Here is a 21,535-nt window from a genome sequence, read left to right on the forward strand (position 1 = left end):
TATCACATTCTTGCTGTGAAGCAGGAATTAGTGACCAGCAGGAGCTGTTGCAGGTGCAGCAGGAGCTGCAGCCGCTGCAGGAGCAGCTTCTTTAGCGTGCTTTTTCTTAGCAGCTTTTTTCTCAACTTTTGCAGTTTCAGCAGCAGGAGCAGCTGGAGCAGTCGTTGTAGCAGCAGGAGCTGTTTCGTTAGCGTGAGCAACAACACCAGCAAAAGCGATAGACATCAAGATAGAAGCGAATTTCATAGTAACCTCCTAATGGTTCTTTGTTAGCTTCAATTACGGAACACGGAAAGCCTAACAAACGAGGTTAAAACCCTAATTAAAAACAAATTAAATGTTTTTAATTTCAAAAGTGAATTTCGCACCGGACCCCAAGTGATTTTCAGCACTTAGCTTAGCGCTGTGAAGGATGGCGATTTTTTGTGCGATCGCTAAACCCAGACCAAAGCCCTTAACTTTTGGCTCCATGTTCGAACCGCGCGAGAAGCGTTCAAAAATCAGCGGCAGTTGTTCTTCAGGAATACCCGGACCGTTGTCTTCAACAATCAAGGCCGAGTGTCCTGATCCGTGATTCAGAGTGATAGAGACCACCTCATTATTGGGAGAGTACTTGATGGCATTTTCCACGATATTCACAATAAGATTTTCCAGCAGATCATTGTCGCCGCGAATCAGACGGTGGTCGTCGCCAGGTTCGTTGTTGATTGTGACCTTCAGTTTGATGTCTTTGGATTGGGCCAGCTTTTCACAACGAGCCAACGCTTCAAAGACCAGCTCATCAAAGTTCAAATCCTGCAGATTCATGGCTCCAATCCCGGCATCCACGCGTGCCAGTAGAAGCATTTCCCGAACGATACTGGACAGACTGTCCACTTCCTGCAAAGCGCTTTTAATAAACTGATCCACGTCACGATGTTCGGCTTTTTGCAACAGTTCTAACTCACCCCGCATGATTGTTAAAGGGGTCAGAAGCTGATGAGACGCATCGGCCACGAAACGCTCCTGGCTCATAAAGGCCTGTTGAATACGATCCAGCATTTCATTCAACGTCAAGGAGAGCTGTTTGATTTCATCGTTAGCATGCGGCACGGGGACTCGTTTAGAAAGCTCGCTGGCTTTGATCTCTTTGGTGATCTGAATAATATTGTTCACAGGCTTCAACGCACGCGCCGAAAGAAACAGTCCGCCTAAGGTGGCCACAATCAGGACCATGGGAATACCCAGTTGCATCAGCGTCAGTCGTTTTTGGATCTGGGTTTCCAGCAACGTCATGGGGACGGCGATCTGAAGCAACAACTGAGGTTTGGCGGCATTGTCCAAGGGGAAAGAGATCAGGCGATAGGAATCCGCTTCGGCAGATGGGATGTTGCGGATGTGTTCAATCGTGCGATAGGTGGCTTCTTCGCCCTTCCAGATGCGTTCAAAATCCTTCTTGTAGGGTGGGTTGAATTCACCGAAGTTCCCCACGCGGGCCAGGACGGCACCGGAACTGTGGCGGACCTGGATCAGCGCCGTACCCAAAGGGAAGGGCAGGATTTTACCATGATCCAGGCGCAAAGGGGGAAAGCTTAAGTCCCCCTTGATGCCAATTTCGATCCCGTCAGAAACATCCACGCAGTAGTTGAACAAAGCATCGTCAAAGTCCTGCTGAAGGTTGTCGATCATCATTTGGAACAGGAACATATTAAAGAACACCGTCGTTGTCCCGAAGATCAGAACAAAGATCAGCGACAGGCGCAGGCGGATGCTGAAGCTGGAAAGAAAATTACGAATTTTCTTTAAGAACATAGCCAGTTCCCACCACCGTGTGGATCAGACGTTTTGGGAATGGAGCATCGATTTTTTTGCGCAGCAGATTGATGTAGACATCAATCACATTGCTTTCAGAATCAAAGTGAATGTCCCAGACATGTTCAGCGATGGAAACGCGCCCCAGGGGCCGCTCTGGATTTCTCATGAAATATTCCAGCAGTGCGAACTCTTTGGAGGTTAACGAGATGTCCTGAGAGGCCCTGCGAGCTTTGCGTTGAATCAGGTCCAATTCCAGATCGGCATATTTCAGTACGTTGGAAGCCCCACCGTTGGAAGGCGTTTTACGACGTAAAAGTGCGCGCACCCGGGCATGAAGTTCGTCAAAGGAATAGGGCTTCGTCAAATAGTCATCTGCCCCGGCGTCAAGACCGTGAACTTTGTCTTTGGTGGTGGAAAGGGCCGTCAGCATCAGAATGGGTCCTTCAAACCCGTCGCGACGGATGTGGCGGGCCGTATCGATACCACTTTGATCGGGCAGCATCACATCCAGAATCACCAGATCGTAATCCCCCTGGGCCAGATATGATTCCGCCGCAGATCCGCTTTCGGCAAGATCAACAGCATAGCCGACCTCATTAAGGCCCTGCTTCAGGAAGTTCGCCATCTTTACTTGATCTTCAACGACTAGAATCCGCATGGTCTACGGGTCCTTTCTGATCTTGTTTTTCCTTCATGAAATAGTAATCCAAAATACTCATCAATGATTTGTATTTCACGGCCAATTGCTTTTTGTGCTCTGTATTTTCACCGCGAACAAGGCGCTCGTAAGAGCCCTCCCAATCCAATGGCTGGTCATTTTCAGCTTTGCCGGAAGTCAATACACCGCCGCTCCGATCCACAATCAGGCCGGAGTTGTTGACGGCAAAATCCCCGGTCTTGTCAAAAAGATCACGCCCCAAAGAATAGTACGGTGTTTCGGACAAAGCCAGATTGTACAGGGTGGGGGGGATGTCTGATTGAGAACCGAAGGCTTCCGGGTCCAACTTTTTACGGATGGCGTCTGGCAGATACAGATAGAACGGCACAGAACCTTTTTGCAGAAGTTCCTGTTCGGTAAAGTTCACGATCCAGAAGGTGTGGTCTCCGGTAATGGCGACGATCACTTTGTCTTTTAGCGGTGAGTTCTTGAGTTTGGTCATGAACTCGGCCAGTTTGTCCGAAGAGTATCGATAGGTCTTAAAACGTTTTTCCGCCAGTGCGGCATCGCCAATCAAACGATTCTTCAGCTCTGTCGGAGCGTTCAGGGGTGGAGCCTGATAAGTGCTGGGCAGTTGATAAGGCGGATGGTTGGTTGTGGTCATGGTCAGCAAGAACTGCGGTTCTTTGGCGTCGGACAGAGTCTTCAACACATAATTGAAAAGGTCTTCATCGTAGATACCCCAATCGTGTTTTTCTTTGATTTCGCCAAGACCTTCGGCGATTTCATTTTCGCCATCGACGGCGTCAAAGCCCTGTTGGAAGGCGAATTTATTCACCTCACGCCAGCCTGGATTGCCTCCGTAAAGGAAACGAGCCTTGTAGCCAGCACTTTTAAACACTCGTGCGGGACTGGAGCGGAAAGGCACCTGCAGATAGCTGCTTTCTGTCAGGAATTCACTGATGGGTCTTTGGGGGGAGCCGATCATGAGACAGCTTAAGCTGCCAATGGTGGCATTGGTGCTGGACAAAAAATGGGTCAGATAGGTGTCCTGCTGAAGATGTTTTTCAAAATCCCCCAGGAGATTGAAGTCGGGTTGATTGTAGTTAAACCAGTAGGCCCCCATGGACTCCATGACCAAGAGCACGACATGGGGACGAGTTTTTTCAGCCCACGCGTTCTTCGGTGTTGTTTTCTTCATCAGTTGCAGGGGATCTGTCGGAACCTGTTCTTCAGAAATCTGATAGAAATCGGCAAAAGCTTTGCGATAGTTTTCACCATACCCGTAATGACGAAGATTGCTGTCCCATTTGGAGTTTTGCTGCGACTTCAGTTCAATGGCACGGGTCAGGGCACGCACCCCATTAAAGCTGAGGTGATTGACAAAGATACTCTTGGAAATGCCCGTGTCCATTTCGCTTAAAGGGAACAGCGCCAAAGAGCCCCGCGCCCCAATGCCATTAAGGACAAACAGCACAAAGAAAAACAGGACAAAAATCGGATAAGAAATTTTCTGGACGCCCGCGGGCCACCATTCTTTTCCTTGGGTGAAATTGACCTTGAGTCCCTTCCAGAGAAGATAGGTGAAAAGGAACAAGCCCAGGAAGATCCAAACCACCGGATAGTTGCTCCACATGGTTTTTGTCAAAGCCCACGTGTCGTCTTCGAAATAACCAAAGATCAGGACGTTAATGCGGTCCTGATAGAAACTGTAGAAGCCAAAATCCACAGCCGAGAAAAACATCACGATGAAAAGCATCACCGTGTAGTACGGGATCAGAAATCGGGAAAATCGGGAAAACAGGGGATTCAGAATCCCAGCAAAGCCCTTCCAGAAGGAACAGAGGCTGAAAAGCAAAAGCAGGAGCAGGGGAATGGCGTTGATGTAAAAAAGAACGGTTCCATCAAAGCGAGCTCCCAGGACGAAGGCTTTAAAGACATCTCCTGAAAGCGGGGCCAACTCACGGGAATCCCCGAAGGTCAGCATGAAGGCCCAGCGCCACAGGAATCCAATAAAAAGGAAAACCACATTCACGATCAGAATGCGTTTAAGATAAAGCCACGACTGATTGAACCACTGTGCCCGTACGTTTTTCATTGAGGAAGTGAAAGTCTCACTTCCCGGGCTCAGGATCAATCTGGAATTTTACCGAAATCCCATTTCTGGTTCGGATCTTCGGGGACCTGGAATCCGCCCCCTTTGTCGCCCTGAACGGCCTCAACAGACTTAATGCGTTTATCGCCGTCGGCAGTGACTGAGACCGCCGGGCCGCCGGGTTTTCGCGACTTTTCCAGGAGTTTCAAGGTTGCGCCATATTGCGGCAAAGAGCGGGGGACGACATAGGCGCCCTTGGCTTTGTCGCCTTCGAAAAAGACTTCGACTTCTTCGGAAATTTCACGCACGACGCGAACTTTGGCGGAAAAGCTTTCCGACTTTTCGGGTTCGGCCTCTTGCTCATAGATAGAGGTGTTCATTTTCTTGCTTTGGGCCTGCGCATCACCCGTGAGAAACAGAATCATGATGAAACTCAGCATTGTATTTCCCCTTTTCAATATAATGCACGTCCTTTTGTTGCCGCGCAATAGGCCTTATGCTAGGGTTTGTGGGATCTAACGAGGAGACCTTATGAATTTGGGTTGGACTGAAATTCTTCTTATCGGCGGCATCGCTTTGCTTCTTTTTGGGCCAAGCAAACTTCCCAATTTGGGACGTTCTTTGGGTGAATCCATTCGCGGCTTCAAAAAAGGCCTGAGCGAGGACCCGAACGAAGAGCGTGAAGTGAAACAGCAGATCACTCAGAATCAGCAAAAGCCGATGAATGAGCAGACTCAAACTGAAGAGAAAAAAGACTCTCACAAGCAGTCATGAGCTCTTCTAAAATCGCCCTGACTCAGACTGTGCAAAAGGGAGGTTGTGCCGCGAAGGTGGCCGCCTCCGAGTTAAGAAGCATTTTGCAGCAGGTGAAGTTCCCTGCGGCTCATCCGGCCTTGATGGTGGACGGGGGGCTGTTTGATGATGCGGCGATTTATAAAGTGAACGATGAGGTCGCTCTCGTTCAAACTCTTGATTTTTTCACTCCTATTGTCGACACCCCGAAACTGTTTGGTGAAATTGCGGCAGCCAATGCGCTGAGTGATGTTTACGCCATGGGCGGGAAGCCCAAAACAGCGATGGGAATTCTGGCGTTCCCGATTGCGACGATGCCTTCTGAGGTCATCGTTGAAGTCATGCAGGGGGCGAGTGATAAGATTGCCGAAGCTGACGCCAATTTTGTGGGCGGGCATTCCATTGATGATGACACTTTAAAATTCGGTCTTGCCGTGACGGGGTTTGTGAACCCTCAGTTTGTATGGTCCAACGCCGGGGCTCGTCCCGGGGATCATCTTATCCTGACCAAATCTTTGGGAACCGGGACTTTGACGGCTGGTTTGAAACGTCAGGAAGCCACGGAAGAAGATATCATGGAGGCTTTGGTCAGTATGGCCACAGTCAATAATGCGGTGGATTTTATGACTCCGGCTTTGCAAAAGGAAGTTCACGCCGCAACGGATATCACGGGCTTTGGTTTGTCCGGACATTCGATGCAACTGGCGAAGGCCAGCAAAGTCAGCCTGCGTATTTCTTTAGGGAAGCTGCCTCGTTTTCAGAAGGCGTTGTCCTTTTTGGAAAAAGGTTTCCTGACCAAGGCGCACCGATCCAACGCCCAGTACACTGAAAAAGATGTGAGCTTTATGCAGGTCGATGACCTTCACAAACTTTTGACTCACGACCCTCAGACCAGCGGCGGCCTGCTGCTGTCTGTTTCTGCGGCTGTAAGTGGGGAGATGGTTCAGGCCTTGCGTGCCAAGTTTAAATCTGCTGAGATCATTGGAGAGGTTTTACCCCTGCAAGATAAAGCGGTGATTTTTGAGCCTTAAGACTATCAAGCCCGATCAACTCAAAGAACTTTTTTTCCGGAACATTCCGCTGGTGGATGTGCGGGCTCCTGTTGAGTTTCAGCAGGGCAGCCTGCCTGGTGCCGTGAACTTGCCCATCATGAACGATGAGGAGCGGGCTAGTGTGGGAACCACCTACAAGCGCGAAGGTCAGGATGCGGCTGTCCGTCTGGGGCATGCGTTGGTTTCAGGCGCCATTAAAGAAGAGCGCGTGAAGGGCTGGAAGGATTTTTTTGAAAAACATCCCGATGCGGTTCTTTATTGTTTTCGTGGTGGCAAGCGTTCGCAGATTGCACGGCAATGGTTGCAGGATGCCGGGGTTTCAGTCCCCTTGATAGCCGGAGGCTATAAGGCTGCGCGAAATTTTTTGATCAAACAAATTGATGAGTTTTCTGTTCGTCACGAAATGATTGCGCTGTCGGGGCCGACGGGCAGTGGAAAGACCCATCTGTTGCATCGTCTGCGGAAGCGGTACCCGGTCCTGGATCTGGAGCACTTGGCTCGCCACCGAGGTTCCGCCTTCGGGGCTATGGAGGCAGAGCAGCCCACCCAAATTGACTATGAAAATCAGCTGGCTCGGGAACTGATGCTTCTTGAGGACAAAATTAACGGGGGAATCAAACCTCTGGTGGAGGATGAAAGTCGCCTGATCGGGCGTATCTATCAGCCAGCGACGTTCTTTATTCGACTTCGCGCGTCCTCGGTGGTGTGGATTGATGAACCCATGTCCGTGCGGGTTGAGAATGTTTTCGATGACTATATCCATAAAACGGCGATTGGATTGAGTGTCCAGTCACTGCCACGCTGTCAGGAGGAGGAAGACATCCTTCGAGGTGAAGCGTTGCAGGTGTTTGATAAGTACCGTCGCTCGACCATGGCCATCCATCGGAAGTTGGGTGGTCTAAGGCATCAGGAGGTGATGGCGGATTTGGATAAGGCTCAGCAGGATTATCTGAACCATCAGGATCTTTCCAGTAACAAAGTGTGGATAGAAAAGTTGCTGCTGTATTACTACGACCCTCTTTATTTGGGATCTTTGGATCGTCGTCAGGTGAAGGTTCTGTTTAAGGGAACTGCCGCTGACGCTGAAAATTACATCCTTGCCCTTGGTCAGAAGTGACCGCGATCGGCCGCTTCTGAGCCTGGCGGGAGCTTTCTTTTCTCTGCGCGTTATCTATTTGAAAATAAAAGAAACGGGCGCAAGATATAGCCTTTAGTATTTAAAACAAACCCCTTAAGAGGAGACAGCATGAATAAATTGGTCCTTGGTGGTCTTGTTGTTGCGGCTATGGCCTTCACAACAGCATGCCAAAAGAAAGTGAAGCTTGATACTGACATGAAAAAAGCGAGCTACGCTATCGGTCAGCAAATCGGTGGTAACTTGAAACAACAAAACATCGATTTCGATGCAGATGCATTGGCGATGGCTTTGAAAGATGCAGCAGCAGGCAAAAACGAAATGTCTAAAGAAGACATGCAAGCTGCGATGATGAAGCTTCAAGAGATGGCGATGAAAAAACAACAGGAACAAGCTGAAGGCAATGCTAAAGCTGGTAAAGACTTCCTGGAAAAAAACAAATCTGCAGCGGGCGTGAAAACAACGGCTTCCGGTTTGCAATACATCGTTGAAAAAGAAGGCACTGGCGCTTCTCCTAAAAAAGAAGACGTAGTTAAAGTTCACTACAAAGGAACTTTGACAAACGGTGAGCAGTTCGATTCTTCTTACGATCGTGGTCAACCTGCTGAATTCCCAGTGGGTGGCGTGATCCCAGGCTGGACAGAAGCTCTTCAGTTGATGAAAGTTGGCGGCAAAGCTAAACTTTTCATCCCACCTGAGTTGGCTTACGGTCCATCTGGTCGTCCAGGCATCCCACCAAACTCTGTTCTTGTGTTCGAGGTTGAGTTGATCGACATCGTTAAACAAGACACTAAGAAGAAGAAATAATGTTCGACTTCAGCAAAGACCCTTTTGAGCATTTCGACCGCCTGATGAAAGAGGCGGTCGCTAAGCAAATCCCGGAAGCCAACGCGATGTCGGTGGCCACCGTGGATGGAAAGGGTGTGCCCTCCGTGCGCATCGTCTATCTTAAAGAGGTGAGCAAGGGGGGCTTTGTTTTTTACGGGAACTACAATTCCCATAAGGGACGCGATATCGAGGCCCATCCGATGGTGTGCCTCAACTTCCACTGGCCAGCTATCTGGCAACAAATCCGCATCACTGGCAAAGCCGAAAAAATCACTGCAGCTGAAAGCGATGCTTATTTTGCGACACGCGCGCGCCTTAGTCAGATTGGTGCCTGGGCTTCTCACCAAAGCGAAGAAATCCCTGATCTTGACTGGTTGTCGCGACGGGTCCTGGAGTACGAAAAGCAATTCGACGGTCAGGTTGTGCCACGCCCACCACATTGGGGCGGCTGGCGTGTGATTCCCACTGAAATTGAATTCTGGTTCGGTCTGGGCGGTCGCTTGCATGAACGCTACATCTATCAGCGCACAGCGGATGGTTCCTGGAACCGCCTGATGCGCAGTCCGTAAATCTGTTATTTATCCTATTTGACGGCAAGTCTTTATCTTCTTTCTGGGACCGGGTTAACTAGTGTCTTACAGGGGGGATGATATGAGTCGTTCGATATTTGCCTTGATAGTGTTTATTTTTCCATCCTTAGGGTTTGCTAAAGTTGCGCCGCAAACGTTCCCCGATGATGGGAAAAGAGCCTTTTGAAAAACTACACTGATGGCATCCTGATTTTGCACAAAGGGACTGTTGTTTATGAAAAGTATCTGGGCAGTTTGACAGTTGAAGGACAGCATGCCGCCATGTCCATGACGAAGTCCTTTGTCGGGACTGTGGCAGAAATCCTGGCGGCTGAAGGTGTGCTTGATCCGGAGAAGCCTGTTATCACCTACGTGCCAGAGCTTAAAGGCTCTGGATTTAAAGAGGCCAGGGTTCGGGACTTGATGGATATGACAACGGCCATTCGTTTCAGCGAAGACTACGCGGACCCGAAGGCAGAAGTCTGGCAGCATGCCAAAGCCGGAAATCCGCTGCCCAAAGGGGCGGACTATCAAGGGCCAAGAACCTATTATGAATTCTTGGAGACGGTGAAGCCCGAGGGTGTTAACGGAGCCGAGTTTCACTATAAAACAGCCAACACCGATGCCTTGGGATGGGTCCTGGCCCGAGCCAGTGGTAAAAACGTGGCCGAGCTTATTTCCGAGAAGATCTGGAAACCGCTCCGACCAGAGCAGGATGCTTATATGACGGTGGATTCAATCGGAACTCCTTTTGCCGGTGGGGGATTGAATCTGGGATTAAGAGACCTGGCGCGCTTCGGGGAAGTGATGCGGAACAAGGGGATGTTGTGGGGTCAGCAAGTGCTTCCAGCCAAAGTCGTTTCCAATATTGCTTCTGGTGGGGATCGCGATAAGTTTAAAAAAGCCGGCTATGATCATCTGCAGGGTTGGTCCTATCGAAGCATGTGGTGGGTGACCCATAATTCACATGGAGCTTATATGGCGCGCGGAGTTCACGGGCAGGCTCTGTATATAGATCCCAAAGCTGAGCTGGTGATTGCACGATTTGGCTCACACCCCGTCGCCGCAAACGCAGCTAACGATGGGACGACATTGCCGGCCTTTCAGGCTGTTGCGGAGTACTTGATGAAGTCGTCAAAGTAGTGAAATGCGAAAGCGAGGCGGTTCTTCACCGGCCTCGCCATTAACAATTCCAGGACATCTATTTGCGTGCCTGAATCTCGGTCTCTTGAACTGTTTCAACACTGTCGCAATAGACCTTGTCCAGGGTTTTGGAACCGGACTTCTTGTAGTAAACATAAGCGCCTTTCAGGCGTTCATTGTCGTTGAAGGTCTGCACTTTTCCATCCACGAAGCCTTTTGCCGGACTCCAGTCGATGCTGCAATAACCGGCTTGGATATCAGGTGTAGATCGTACAGGAACCTTTTCACCGTTAGCTTCACGCAGATCTGCAATTTTTTGTTCAACCTCTTCTGACAGTTCCAACTTCAGGTCAGCGACAGTTTGTTTGGTTTGGCTCAACTCTGCTTCCAGGGCGGCAATGCGCTCCTGGGTCATGGTCTTGAGTTTCGCTGACATACGTAAGTCTTTTTCCAGATTGCTGATTTTGAATTCTTTGGACGGCAGACCTTTGCTGCTGCTGCCGGCTTTCATTAGCTGTGATCTGACGTGATCGGCGTTATCCTCCCACAGGTCAAAACCAGCTGTCTCTTGATTCAGACAGGCGACGCGCACAGGTTTTTTGTCGTTGATTGTGCAAGAGGCAATCTTAAAGTCCAAAAGATTGCCCTTGCCAAGAGCGGGCTGGGGCAGATTCTTGAGAAGCTCGGTTTTGCTCTTACTTGAAACCTTAACTAGCAATTGGTCCTCAGAATAGGAATTGGCAGCTGTGTCTGTGTCGGTGGATTTGATTCCTCCCAGACAGATTACAGGACTGGTTTTGTTCTTGCCGCGATACTGCATCCACCAGTTGCCTTTATAGGACTTGTTCGGCGTGACAGTGAATTCACAGTAATTGGGGTCATTGGGTTCGCGGGCGCAGGCCACCGCATTCATAGAAACACCACGACTTTCCTTGCGATAGCAAAGAAGCGGGGACTCGCTGGCTTTCAGCGGAGATGATTGCAAGTGGGACGTGTAGACCTTTTTCGTCAGACTGACGATGTTGGTTTTACCTTCAACATAATCGCCAATGCGAGGTGATTTGATATTGAGCGTATCGGCTGGGGGTACTACCGTTACGCCGATATCGCAGACTCGGCGGGCAACGAATTTGTGTTTGCCGGCTTTAGAGTCGTAATTGAGATTTCCGTATTGCCAGCTGCCGTCTTTAAAGACACAGGCGCCGCCGTAGTTTTTTTGTAATTCAGGTCAAAGTCATTGCAGCTGACACTGAGGGTTCGAGCAGCACCATTGACGGATGCCGAATAAGAACAGTCTTTGGGTCTTCCATCTGTCAGGGTCTCGGATTGCGCTGACAGGGGAGTAAGCATGAATAATAGCACGATCGAGCGCTTCATGGGGTTCTCCTTCTTAAATTCCTAGAATGTACTTATTTGCAACATTGCATTTTTCGTTAACGTGACAGAAGACATCTTCGCCGTCGGCATCAACACTCTTGGCAACACAAAGACCATTTTGTTCATCCAGCCCCGGAGGGCAGGGAAGTTGACATTTGGCTTCGGACTCGGTCCAGGCACCGCCAAAGCTGGAGCAAATTGCTGCAAGGTCGGTATTTTCAAGGCTGGCCGTGCAGCCAATGATATTGTTGCGTGAACTATCCAGATAGAAGAAGGCAGCAGCCCGTATTGGAGACTTCGGTGTGTTTTGTGCCGTGGCATCCAGGCGCAATGAGCCTTTTATGATTCGGCTGTTGGCAAAGTCAGTGGCATTCGCCCCTTCCAAGGCCACGTATTTATCACTGCGGTTTTTGCGGTCATAGTAGGGGGCAATACTGATGCTTTCAATTTTAAAGCGTCCGTAAGAGTCTCCGTTTTTAAGTTCCAGGAAGCGACCGGAAATGCCTTTGTTCAAGGCAATTAATTTATTGTTCACCCAGGTGTCTGAGTTAACGGGAATGGGGTTTTCAAGGTCGGCAATGCCGCAGTTTGCGGACTTGCTCAGCTCCACCAGCTCACCAGAAAGTTCACGGGCCTCAAGTAAAGTGTTGAGGTTTGTTTCATGTTTATAGTTATTCGCTATCAGAGTCATGAAGCCGCTGACGGCAATTCCCAAAATTGCCAGCGACAAAAGTACTTGTATCAAACTGAAACCACTCTGATTTTTGATATTCATATTTAAGTCCCGGGGCTCCTTGTACGTCTAGTTATCGGGAAAAAGAAAGAGCTTCTAAAGAGTGCTAAAAAAAATTAATCAAACCTCGTGAAAAAGAGGGGAACATCTCCAGCAAACCCAAAAGTTCTCGGTAATATCGGCCACAATAGATAACCTCAGCCTTATTGATGAATGTTTTCGATGTCTGATATATCGAAAGACAGGCGCTGATGGATTGGCGACGTCTACGATTTCCACGTGGGCAGCATCTGCTACGAACACATAGTTGTCTTTTTTTTGCAACTTGTTGCGCAGTTCCCGGGGTGTTGTAGGTGCCCGTCAGCACCGGTGCGGCAGGATCAGTCAGGTCGACAATCTGAAGGCCTGCGGCTCCGTCAGCCAGGTAGGCGAAGCTGCCATCTTGGATGGCATGATAAGCTGTCCCGGGGGGGTTGTAAGTTCCCAACAGCGTCGGACTGGCCGGTGTGCTGATGTCAAAAATCCTAAGACCTGTGCCGAGGCTTGCGGCTAAGAGTTTGGTGCCGCTGATATGAAGACTTCTGATGTCGGCATAGGCCGTTGTTGACACAGGTGTCAGATTCGCCGGATTGGAAGCGTCGTAAAGGCTGAGATGAGAATTTGATTCGATGGCATAAATGATACTTCCGGATTTGACGATGTCGTTCAGGTATCTGCTGTCCCCCATGCGCGAGACTTGAGATAAAGCCACCGGATTTTTGGGATCAGTCATGTTGTATGCTTTTAGGAAAAACTGGTCGGCCACAAACAGGGTGTTACCGTCTTCAATGGGATTGGCCACGATGGAATACAATTCTATGCGTGTGAGATACTCAGGCTGTGTGGGTTTGGTGTTATCCAGGACCATCAGGCCAAAGAAACTGTCCGCCAGATACGCCCGAGTGGCCGTTGTGGAAAGCGCACTCAGGCTCTTGATCGTTGAGGGTTTGTTCAACTTGAGATATTTCTTGGAAGCCTCATTGAGGATCTTAAAGCCCGTGGATTCGTCAGCAAGATAAATATTGCCATCTTTGGCTTGAATTCAGCTTTGCCATAGTTTTATGCATGAGTGATGAAATAGTGTTGCATATCCGGGAAGAGCTTGTGCGTCGACGCGCCAAAAATCCACGCTATTCATTACGGGCGCTGGCGACTTTTTTTGGGGTGGCCCCCAGTGTTCTGTCGCGGGCGTTGTCTGGTGAGACTGTTTTGAGTGAACGAAATCGCACCCGCATCCTTGCTCGATTGCGCGGGAAGCGGGATTAGCGACTTAAAATTCTTCTTTAGTCAGTGCCCAGATCTCCATATCCATCCACTTTTTATTCACCAGCAGGCGGCGCTTGCTAAGACCTTCTTTGCGCATTTTCAAAGCTTTGGCGACCTTGATGGATTTTTTGTTAGAGGGGGCAATGCCAGCTTCCACCCGGTGAAGTTTTAACTTTCTAAACGCGATATCCAGTGCCCCGTGACTTGCTTCTTGAGCAAAACCATAGCCCCAGTAGGGATTAAAAATGCGATAGCCAAGGTAGGCATTTTGGAAAACGGCACGGGAAATATCCATCAGGCTGACGTTGCCGATCAGAAGCCCATCGTCTTTCAGAAAAACTCCGAAAGAGTAAAAATGATCAGCATTTCTTTGCTGCTTTTCTTGCTTCAGAAGTTCTTTGAATTTCTTTTTGGTCAGTTCGCTCTCGGCCCAGTTGGTTTCATCCCATTCGTTTTGCGGCGGCTTCATGCTGGAATAGGCCTGCACCCAGTTTTCGTAGTCAGTTTCTTCCAAAGGGCGCAGGATCAGGCGTGCGGTTTTTTTATAAAGAGGCAGATCTATAGACTTCATTGCTGACAAGTCTAAGAGGGATGCGTTTTAAGTTGCAATAGAAATAGGTCAAATTGTGCGAACTGCGCACCACGGATGTGTGGGGTTCATGACCAACCATTTTAACGGTGATCTTGACGGGATGGTCTTTTTTGATGGCGACAAGCTTTGGGGTCACGTAGCGGGTCTTTTGGTCTTCAACCCAGATCTCGGCACCTTCTTGTTCTGAGATCACCATGCAAAGGCACATTTCCGGCTTTTCCAGACCCAAGAGTTCTCGCAAGTTTTTAAACCATGCCATGATAGCCTCCCGCAAACTGGCACAGGGTTTAGCACAGCTTTAATTTTCAATTCCAGTGAAAAGGATAAAACTGGACCTCGAAATTGTTCCGAACAAATAAGGGGATTATGGGGAAATTAATGCAGCGCCAAAGGTGCCACAAGATAGAATTCAGGGATTTCCACGCTGAAGCTTTCGCCGTTTTCGGCCACGAAGAAATAGCGTCCAACCATACTGCCGGTGGAGGTGTTCAGTGGGCAGGCGCTGTCGTATTCGAAAGTCTGCCCGGGATGGATCTTGGGTTGTAATCCGACAACGCCGGGGCCGCGGACTTCCTCTTTGTTTCCAGCAGCATCAGTGATGATCCAGTGACGGCTCATCAGTTGGGCAGGTGAGGATCCAATATTTGTGATGGAAATTTTGTATGCAAAAAAGTGATAACCCTTTTCAGGTTTGGATTCTGAAGGGACATAGACGACTTTTGCCGAGATTTGAAAATCTGGGACGGATGTTTTTTGCATGCTCATACGAAACTCAGGATAAATCTTTCCCTGATTTCCGGCAAGAGCAACAGATGGTGCGTATCTTTTTTGGAGTGCGGCGTGTTGCAAAAAGGTACGGCGTATCCATTAGCGAAGTGGAAGCCCCGTCAGTTCGAAAACCAAGGGATAATGATCGGAGGGAAGATTCAGCTTGGCATCCATGTTTCGTGGGATGTCATGTTCCATTCCGAACTCATCCTTATAACGGTACACCTTGCAGGAGCCCGGTTTGACATGGCTCTGTAATGATGGCGGCGCAAAGACGAAGTCAATCTGGCGCCCATCGGCTCGAGAGCCGCTGCGGACCTGATAAAAGGTGGCCCGTTCTTCGGGGGGCAAACCTGCAACTTCCAAGATATCTCGCAATTGTGTGCGGCTGTAGATATGTTTGAACTCTTCATCCGTGCCCTGAGAGCTTGCATTGCCATTGAAGTCTCCAGCCACCATGACAGGAACCTGGGGATGGGTGGTTCCCAGTTCTTCATAAATATCCAGCAGGGTCTTTAGTTCGGCTTGGCGTCTTTCAAATCCATTGGGATCAATGCGCTCGGGATCCAGGCGGGATTTTAAATGAGTCAGCAGGATGATCAGGAAGGGTTTGTCCTGATCCTTTTTGAAAAGTTTCAACTCGACAACGTCCCGGGAAAACTTGTGGCTTGTGGTGATCTTGCCACCCTTGACCGGATAACCTGCATTCAGGCTGTCTCTTTCATGGGGGTAAAGATAGTTGATCAGACGATTTTTATTGGACTGAAGGTCAAAGTAAAAGGGCAGACCTTTGCGAATCAAAAAGCCGACGTCGATATTGCGTTCAGAGTTTCCCTCAATAAGACAAGGTGAATACGTATCATCCATAAAGAGAAGGTTGAAGTTATTCAAAGACTCCAAACCACCCACTTCGCACAGCATAACAATGTCGGCATTGATGTCTTTAAGGGCCTTTGCAATTTCCAGGGTCTTTTTCAGGGGTTTGTTTTCATAAACGGAAGTGGACAGGCGTTGCCACTGAGTTTCTTTCAGATTCAAGACGTCCTTGGACGGAGTTCCATCAAACATCAAAAACAGGTTCTCTGCATTGAGTAAGCAAAATTTTAGGTTTGTGGTCTCGGTCCACGTCATATTATGATTTTACGGAACATACCGCCCTAGAAGCCACCTCAAAACATACTCTGCCGCATCGCTTCGTATGCTGGCAGAAACCGAGGGGTTTCTTTCGCATAAAAATAAAAGTGAGGCAGATAGTGGCAAAAAAAGCGGCTCCAGCAGCAAAGTCATCCGGCAAACTTCAATTCCATTCTTGGATTGAAACTTTCGACTTCGGAAAAGAACTTAAAGTAAAAAATGAAATCACCGGATACGTTTATTTCTTAGGGGTGGATGACACTGCGAAGTTTTCTTCGCTGATCGGGACCCATTCCTTGGAGTGGCAGTCCAAGGCCTTAAAACAAAGTGAAAAGGAAGTCGTTTCTTTCGTTGGCGCGCAGGGGCCGGTGTGGATTCTGCGCCCGCGCAAAAAAGCGACTGTTGGACATGATGGCCTGATTGATGAAGCGGTTTATACTTGGGCGCGTGATCAGTTCGGTTCTTTGGTGGCGCAATTTAAAGCTCAGCAGATCAAGGCAGTACAAATCGAATTCCATGGAACCGAAGGGGTTCAGGATTTAGGGGCCTTGACGGGAATGGATATGGCGGCCTACAGCTTCCGCCAATTTGTTGACGGTAAACAGTTGGCAGACCTGCCAAAGGTGGCCTTGAAAAAATCTTTGGGTGCCTGGGATAAAGCCGTCGTTAAGGATGCGATGCTGCGTGCCCGTGCTGTCAATGTGGCCCGTCACATGGTGAATCTGCCTCCGAATGATCTAAATCCTAAATCTTTTGCGGAAATGGCGACCAAGCGTTTGGGCTTCCCGAAAAATACCAAAATCACAGTCTGGGACACCAAAAAACTGGTTCAGGAAAAAATGGGACTGCACGTGGCGGTCGGTCTGGGGGCTGAACACGGGCCTTGCATGGTTCACTTGAAGTACCGCCCAACCAAGAAGTCTTCACTGAAGCCGGTGGCCTTTGTCGGTAAAGGGATCACCTTTGACACCGGCGGCTTGGATATCAAGCCTTCTTCCGCAATGCGCTTGATGAAAAAGGACATGGGTGGGGCGGCCAGTGTGATCGCCCTGGCTCAATGGGCGGCTGAAAGTAACTATCCAGGTCCGCTGGATTTCTATCTGGCTTTGGCAGAAAACGCGGTGGATGGAAAGTCCTTCCGTCCAAGTGATGTCATCACGGCTCGCAATGGGATGAAGGTTGAAATCGACAACACCGATGCGGAAGGTCGCTTGGTTCTGGCCGATGTTTTGGATGTGGCCTGCACGCAGAAAGCCGCTGATGAAGCTGAGATCGTGATTGACGTGGCAACATTGACCGGAGCCATCAAGGTGGGTTTGGGAGCTGAGATTGCCGGGTTGTTCTCTAACGACGATGAGTTGGCGACGGCTTTGACCAAGGCCGGACAGCGTTCGGGTGATTTAAACTGGCGTATGCCATTGTTTGAAAAGTACTGGGGTGATCTGTCTTCGCCATTTGCGGACTGCAAAAACTCCGGCGGCGGCTTCGGTGGTGCGATCACGGCGGCCTTGTTCCTGCAAAAATTCGTGCGCGGAAAAAAATGGGCGCATCTGGATGTTTATGCGTGGACGGACAAAGCCCAAGGGGCCTTGCTTGCCAGCGGCGGTAACGGTCAGCCGGTGCAGTGCTTGATCGAGTTCCTGAACGCTCGAGCCTCCAAATAGAATTTCTCTGCAAGCTCCCCTCGGGGAGCTTTTTTTTTGGCGTCACACTGACACCGAAAGGGTTGGCCTTAAAATTGCTTTGGATTTTTGTACCTTCTTTGATGGGGTGAAGAAGGTACAAAAAACGGGGGTTTTCATGATGTCAGCTATAAGAAATTCTTTGGTACTTCTTCTATCCGCAACTTGTTTTTTCTTTGCGCATAATGCTGGCGCTCAGGATCGCAACTCTCAAGAGCGTATCCGTGTGTTGGAAACCCGGGTTTATCAGCTTGAAGCCAATCTTTCTCAAATCAATCAACGCCTGGCTAACTTGGAATATGGCCAACGTCCTCCTCCATTCCCGGAGCCTGCGCAGGAGGTAGCCTGCCTGATTACCGATACTGGCTATAACAAAGTGTTCCTGGGTAAAGGCCGCATAAAAATAGAGGCAGAGGCTGCGGCTCGCGAAGCCTGTGGGAAGTCGGTTCATCCCAGCTACTGTCAAGCGGCTGTGAAGTGTTCGGACCCACGCCAGGAGCGCCCGATTGCAGGTGCTATTTGTATGTTGACTGATACCGGGTATCAAAAAACCTTCAAAGGCGAGGGGAAGTCTTTGATCGAAGCAGAGTACAATGCTCGTAAGCAGTGTGGTGACAGTGTGCATGCCTCCTACTGTGTTGGTGTCGTTCGCTGCGACACTTTCTAAGGGCACTTTATTATTTCTTATTTTAAGGCACGCTCTGATTTTGAGCGTGCCTTTTTATTTGTATGGATCCTAAAACGACTTCATAGTAGGGACTCGCGAGGTTGAATATGTTGGCGAGAATCCTGATTCCGTTGGTCGCTCTTGTTAGTTTGGCTCCATTTGTGTCTTCCGGTGTGGCCCTTTTTGCGGGGGTCTTGGTTGCTTTGGCTTTTGGAAATCCTTATCTGGATCACACCCGTAAAATCACTCACTCTTTGTTGGGCCTTGCCGTGATGGGCATGGGGGCCGGGATGGACTTGCACGTGATTGGGCGTGTGGGGCTGCAGGGGGTAGGTTACACCGTCGTGGGAATTTCGTTGTCTTTGTGTCTGGGGATCTTGCTGGGGCGTCTTTTGAAGACTGAACAGGACACGTCTGTTTTGATCTCTGTAGGAACTGCGATCTGCGGGGGCAGTGCGATTGCTGCTGTTTCGCCGGTGATTCGTGCCAAACATCATGAAGTGTCGGTGGCTTTGGGGACCGTCTTTTTGTTGAATGCCGTGGCCTTGTTTGTCTTTCCGCCTTTGGGGCATTTCTTCGGCTTGACGGAGCATCAGTTCGGTCTGTGGAGTGCGCTGGCGATTCATGACACCAGCTCTGTGGTCGGAGCTTCCATGCAGTATGGGGCTGAAGCGTTGCAGGTGGGAACGACGGTGAAACTGGCGCGGGCTTTATGGATTGTTCCGGTGGCGTTTGTTATTGGTTATGTCTACTCAAAGAAAACCAATGCCACGGGGGAAAAGGCCAAGGCGAAACGCCCTTGGTTCATTTTAGGCTTCCTGGTTGCCGCAGCCATCGTGACCTGGATTCCGGTTTTAAAACCTGCCGGTGAGGTGGTGAACGCCGTTTCCAAACGTCTGTTGGTTGTGACCTTATTCCTGATCGGCGCCAGCCTGACGCGGGAAACGGTGAAGAGTGTGGGGATCAAGCCCTTCTTGCAAGGCGTGATACTGTGGGTGCTGGTGGGTGGCGCCACCTTGGGTGCCCTGTTGTTAGGGTGGATTCACTAGGGGCCACCCAGCCATAATTACTTTAAGCCAAATAACTTCTGAGACTTGATCAAATCCTGAACGCCCGGGGGCACGAGTCGCTCCCATTGTGGGTCACCCTTTTCAATCATCTTCATCACATCGATAGAATGCAAATACTCTCCGGTTTCATCGCAGCCGGAAATATCGACGATCTGCTGATTTTCGATGAAGTGAGCGTAAACATGGCGCAAGTGCGGGGCAGGGAAGAAGCTCTTCGTCGTCAGACATAAGTTTGGTGTCTTGTGCGGATAGATGTACAGTTTGGTTTTTTGCTCCAGTAGTTTTCCTAAACCTTCCAGTAGGCCGCCTTGCAGATCGCGGTAGTGCTCTTCGGTGAAAAGCTTGTTCAGGTGGCTGGCACCCACAACCAAAGCCATGAAGTGCGGATTATAGCGACGGATAAAGCGCTTGAGTCCATAGAACAGGAAGAAGTTGGAAATCAGAACATGCAGACCCTGACTGGTTAAGGTTTCCACCCTGGCCAGGAAATCTTTTTCGTTCACATGCCCATCGGCAGTCAGATTGTGCATGGTCAGTTCCATCAAAGGCAGAACTTCCAGATCCTTACCTTCTGATTTCAACACATCGCCCTTGATCTGCTGCAAACCTTTTTGCAAAACATCCAAGTGGGTCACTGTGACCGGGCGGAAGGTTCCGCGCTGAATCAGCAGGGATTTGCCATAAACCGCGTCCGAGATATTGAGAATCTCATTTTGTGGAGAGAATAAGATCGCCTCAGCCAGACCTCTGCGAACCAGCTCCAGATTCATCAGGCGCATATCAAAATGCTCCACATCCGGGCCGTGGAACTTGATCACATCGATCACGATTTGATCGTCTTTAAGGCCCTCCACCAGATGCGTAATAAACTCTTCAGTTTCGAGCAGATGGTAAAAAGCACAGTTCAAAAGATTGACGCCCAAAATGCCTAAAGCCTCTTGTTGTTGCAGGCGATGACGATCCAGCATGCGTACATGCAGGATGATGTCATTGGAAGGGCCGCCGGGTTCGGTCTGAAAGCGCACACCCATCCAGCCGTGGGACTGCTTGTTGCTGCCTGAAGACGCTGTCGCCACAGTGTTGGCAATGGCAAAGAAACGGGATTGCGGGCCTCGGGTGGGGCTTAAACGATCCACCAGAAGATCATACTCGTGCGTCAGCATCTTATTTAAGCGAGGCTCGCAGACATAACGGCCGTTTTTTTCGCGGCCATAGATGTCATCACTGACAATCATGTCGTAAGCGGAGATTGTTTTTGCAATAGTCTGAGACGCCTTGCCAGCTTGGAAAAAGTGACGGGCAACTTCTTGACCCGCACCGATTTCCGCAAACACACCATAACGGCTGACATCCTGGTTGATTCTACGGGCTTTGCTCAGGGTGTTTTCAATGGAGTCAGACATTATTTCTTCTCGCCTTCGTTTTTATCAGCCTTCACCCAGCCGGTGATGGCAAGACTCATCGCTTTTTCAATTGGCATATCCAACGGAGTGATGCGCGAACGGGGCACCATCAGGGTGAATCCCCCCAAACCATAACTCATGGGAATATAAACGGCGATACGATCACCGGCGTTTTGTTCAATCGCAGGCACGTCTTTGAAGTTCTCGCGAGTCACAAGCCCCATGGCGCGAATGGTGGTTCCACCTTCGCTCAAGTCCACCAGTACAACTTTTTGCAGTCCGCCCGGACCGCCGCCTTTGGAGAAAAGATTCATCAGATCTCGCAGAGGACTGTAGATGGCTTTAATAAAAGGAACTTTGGTCAGTTTTTGTTCCAGCTTTTGGAAGATACCGCCAGCCAGAAGATTGTTCAGCATCAACCCCAAAAGCAGAATCAGGACGATCGTGATCAGGAAGCCTAGGCCGGGGATATAAACCGGAAGGATCTGGCGAAGGGCATCCCCAAGGAAGCTGTCCACAATTGCGACGCCGGCATAAATAATATAGATCGTCAGCGCAATTGGCAAAAATGTAACGAGGCCCTGCAAGAAGATCTTCTGGAGTTGTTTCATACCTAGATGTCCTGTTCTTTAATGCCTATCGGCAACAAATAGATATCAGCTAAGTCGAAACGCAGCAAGTTCTGACGCTGTCTCACGGTGAGACGAATAATAAAAAATAATTTGTCTAAATCCACCT

Annotated in this window: 24 protein-coding genes and 1 pseudogene; 10 read left to right on the forward strand and 15 right to left on the reverse strand. The window is 49.5% G+C overall.

The window, feature by feature from the left end:
• Positions 1-27 precede the first annotated feature (27 nt).
• The 5 genes from ACZ5ZV_RS06665 to ACZ5ZV_RS06685 form a co-directional block, all read right to left on the reverse strand.
• Complete coding sequence (locus ACZ5ZV_RS06665) at positions 28-246, reverse strand: hypothetical protein (RefSeq protein ID WP_464120649.1); 219 nt, start codon at positions 244-246, stop codon at positions 28-30.
• Positions 247-333: 87 nt separating this feature from the next.
• A complete protein-coding gene (locus ACZ5ZV_RS06670; protein WP_464120650.1) occupies positions 334-1,791 on the reverse strand; it encodes a sensor histidine kinase in 1,458 nt (485 codons plus the stop codon).
• Positions 1,769-2,452, reverse strand: coding sequence for a response regulator transcription factor (locus ACZ5ZV_RS06675; RefSeq protein WP_464120651.1), 684 nt, complete (start codon positions 2,450-2,452; stop codon positions 1,769-1,771). The genes ACZ5ZV_RS06670 and ACZ5ZV_RS06675 overlap by 23 nt, the downstream gene beginning before the upstream one ends.
• Positions 2,433-4,550 (reverse strand): LTA synthase family protein, encoded by a 2,118-nt coding sequence (locus ACZ5ZV_RS06680; RefSeq protein ID WP_464120652.1) that lies wholly within the window; start codon positions 4,548-4,550, stop codon positions 2,433-2,435. Before ACZ5ZV_RS06680 ends, ACZ5ZV_RS06675 begins: the two co-directional genes overlap by 20 nt.
• A 35-nt stretch (positions 4,551-4,585) precedes the next feature.
• A complete protein-coding gene (locus tag ACZ5ZV_RS06685) occupies positions 4,586-4,987 on the reverse strand; it encodes a hypothetical protein (protein WP_464120653.1) in 402 nt (133 codons plus the stop codon).
• A gap of 91 nt (positions 4,988-5,078) precedes the next feature.
• Between ACZ5ZV_RS06685 and ACZ5ZV_RS06690 the strand changes: the two genes are divergently transcribed.
• The 6 genes and pseudogenes from ACZ5ZV_RS06690 to ACZ5ZV_RS06715 all read left to right on the forward strand — a co-directional run.
• Positions 5,079-5,321 carry a twin-arginine translocase TatA/TatE family subunit gene (locus ACZ5ZV_RS06690; RefSeq protein ID WP_464120654.1) on the forward strand — a complete coding sequence of 81 codons (243 nt, stop codon included), beginning with the start codon at positions 5,079-5,081 and terminating at the stop codon, positions 5,319-5,321.
• The gene (selD, locus tag ACZ5ZV_RS06695) at positions 5,318-6,370 is read left to right on the forward strand and encodes a selenide, water dikinase SelD (RefSeq protein WP_464120655.1); all 1,053 of its coding nucleotides are present in this window, start codon (positions 5,318-5,320) and stop codon (positions 6,368-6,370) included. Before ACZ5ZV_RS06690 ends, selD begins: the two co-directional genes overlap by 4 nt.
• Positions 6,360-7,508, forward strand: a complete 1,149-nt coding sequence (gene mnmH / locus ACZ5ZV_RS06700; protein ID WP_464120656.1) for a tRNA 2-selenouridine(34) synthase MnmH — start codon at positions 6,360-6,362, stop codon at positions 7,506-7,508. The genes selD and mnmH overlap by 11 nt, the downstream gene beginning before the upstream one ends.
• 129 nt (positions 7,509-7,637) lie before the next feature.
• On the forward strand, positions 7,638-8,333 hold the full coding sequence (locus tag ACZ5ZV_RS06705; protein ID WP_011164968.1) for an FKBP-type peptidyl-prolyl cis-trans isomerase: 696 nt from the start codon (positions 7,638-7,640) through the stop codon (positions 8,331-8,333).
• Positions 8,333-8,923 (forward strand): pyridoxamine 5'-phosphate oxidase, encoded by a 591-nt coding sequence (gene pdxH / locus ACZ5ZV_RS06710; protein WP_464120657.1) that lies wholly within the window; start codon positions 8,333-8,335, stop codon positions 8,921-8,923. The genes ACZ5ZV_RS06705 and pdxH overlap by 1 nt, the downstream gene beginning before the upstream one ends.
• 168 nt (positions 8,924-9,091) lie before the next feature.
• Positions 9,092-10,066: pseudogene (locus tag ACZ5ZV_RS06715) on the forward strand (serine hydrolase domain-containing protein); the annotation flags it as partial.
• Positions 10,067-10,124: 58 nt separating this feature from the next.
• On the opposite strand, the gene ACZ5ZV_RS06720 reads toward ACZ5ZV_RS06715, so the two are convergent.
• The 4 genes from ACZ5ZV_RS06720 to ACZ5ZV_RS06735 all read right to left on the reverse strand — a co-directional run bounded on the left by ACZ5ZV_RS06720 (position 10,125) and on the right by ACZ5ZV_RS06735 (position 13,170).
• Positions 10,125-11,051, reverse strand: a complete 927-nt coding sequence (locus tag ACZ5ZV_RS06720; RefSeq protein WP_464120658.1) for a hypothetical protein — start codon at positions 11,049-11,051, stop codon at positions 10,125-10,127.
• Between the two features lie 110 nt (positions 11,052-11,161).
• Positions 11,162-11,443: a hypothetical protein gene (locus tag ACZ5ZV_RS06725; RefSeq protein ID WP_464120659.1), complete on the reverse strand. Its 282-nt coding sequence runs from the start codon at positions 11,441-11,443 to the stop codon at positions 11,162-11,164.
• Between the two features lie 13 nt (positions 11,444-11,456).
• Complete coding sequence (locus ACZ5ZV_RS06730) at positions 11,457-12,218, reverse strand: type IV pilus modification PilV family protein (protein ID WP_464120660.1); 762 nt, start codon at positions 12,216-12,218, stop codon at positions 11,457-11,459.
• Positions 12,219-12,282: 64 nt separating this feature from the next.
• Positions 12,283-13,170 (reverse strand): LVIVD repeat-containing protein, encoded by an 888-nt coding sequence (locus tag ACZ5ZV_RS06735; RefSeq protein WP_464120661.1) that lies wholly within the window; start codon positions 13,168-13,170, stop codon positions 12,283-12,285.
• Between the two features lie 110 nt (positions 13,171-13,280).
• On the opposite strand from ACZ5ZV_RS06735, the gene ACZ5ZV_RS06740 reads away from it, so the two are divergent.
• Positions 13,281-13,481 (forward strand): hypothetical protein, encoded by a 201-nt coding sequence (locus ACZ5ZV_RS06740; protein WP_464120662.1) that lies wholly within the window; start codon positions 13,281-13,283, stop codon positions 13,479-13,481.
• A gap of 4 nt (positions 13,482-13,485) precedes the next feature.
• On the opposite strand, the gene ACZ5ZV_RS06745 is transcribed toward ACZ5ZV_RS06740, so the two are convergent.
• The 4 genes from ACZ5ZV_RS06745 to ACZ5ZV_RS06760 all read right to left on the reverse strand — a co-directional run bounded on the left by ACZ5ZV_RS06745 (position 13,486) and on the right by ACZ5ZV_RS06760 (position 15,909).
• Entirely contained in the window at positions 13,486-14,052 is a 567-nt protein-coding gene (locus ACZ5ZV_RS06745; RefSeq protein WP_464120663.1) for a GNAT family N-acetyltransferase, read from the reverse strand.
• Entirely contained in the window at positions 14,024-14,332 is a 309-nt protein-coding gene (locus ACZ5ZV_RS06750; RefSeq protein WP_464120664.1) for a hypothetical protein, read from the reverse strand. Before ACZ5ZV_RS06750 ends, ACZ5ZV_RS06745 begins: the two co-directional genes overlap by 29 nt.
• A 116-nt stretch (positions 14,333-14,448) precedes the next feature.
• Positions 14,449-14,838 (reverse strand): Co2+/Mg2+ efflux protein ApaG, encoded by a 390-nt coding sequence (apaG, locus tag ACZ5ZV_RS06755; RefSeq protein WP_464120665.1) that lies wholly within the window; start codon positions 14,836-14,838, stop codon positions 14,449-14,451.
• Positions 14,839-14,940: 102 nt separating this feature from the next.
• The gene (locus tag ACZ5ZV_RS06760) at positions 14,941-15,909 is read right to left on the reverse strand and encodes an endonuclease/exonuclease/phosphatase family protein (protein ID WP_464121396.1); all 969 of its coding nucleotides are present in this window, start codon (positions 15,907-15,909) and stop codon (positions 14,941-14,943) included.
• 185 nt (positions 15,910-16,094) lie between these two features.
• On the opposite strand from ACZ5ZV_RS06760, the gene ACZ5ZV_RS06765 reads away from it, so the two are divergent.
• The 3 genes from ACZ5ZV_RS06765 to ACZ5ZV_RS06775 all read left to right on the forward strand — a co-directional run bounded on the left by ACZ5ZV_RS06765 (position 16,095) and on the right by ACZ5ZV_RS06775 (position 19,373).
• Positions 16,095-17,639, forward strand: coding sequence for a M17 family metallopeptidase (locus ACZ5ZV_RS06765; protein WP_464120666.1), 1,545 nt, complete (start codon positions 16,095-16,097; stop codon positions 17,637-17,639).
• Between the two features lie 136 nt (positions 17,640-17,775).
• A complete protein-coding gene (locus tag ACZ5ZV_RS06770) occupies positions 17,776-18,324 on the forward strand; it encodes a hypothetical protein (RefSeq protein ID WP_464120667.1) in 549 nt (182 codons plus the stop codon).
• Positions 18,325-18,431: 107 nt separating this feature from the next.
• Positions 18,432-19,373 carry a YeiH family protein gene (locus tag ACZ5ZV_RS06775; RefSeq protein ID WP_464120668.1) on the forward strand — a complete coding sequence of 314 codons (942 nt, stop codon included), beginning with the start codon at positions 18,432-18,434 and terminating at the stop codon, positions 19,371-19,373.
• Between the two features lie 17 nt (positions 19,374-19,390).
• On the opposite strand, the gene ACZ5ZV_RS06780 is transcribed toward ACZ5ZV_RS06775, so the two are convergent.
• Complete coding sequence (locus ACZ5ZV_RS06780; protein ID WP_464120669.1) at positions 19,391-20,797, reverse strand: hypothetical protein; 1,407 nt, start codon at positions 20,795-20,797, stop codon at positions 19,391-19,393.
• On the reverse strand, positions 20,797-21,408 hold the full coding sequence (locus ACZ5ZV_RS06785) for a DUF502 domain-containing protein (RefSeq protein WP_464120670.1): 612 nt from the start codon (positions 21,406-21,408) through the stop codon (positions 20,797-20,799). The genes ACZ5ZV_RS06780 and ACZ5ZV_RS06785 overlap by 1 nt, the downstream gene beginning before the upstream one ends.
• Positions 21,409-21,535: the final 127 nt, after the last annotated feature.

This window comes from Bdellovibrio sp. HAGR004 (genome assembly GCF_055397015.1).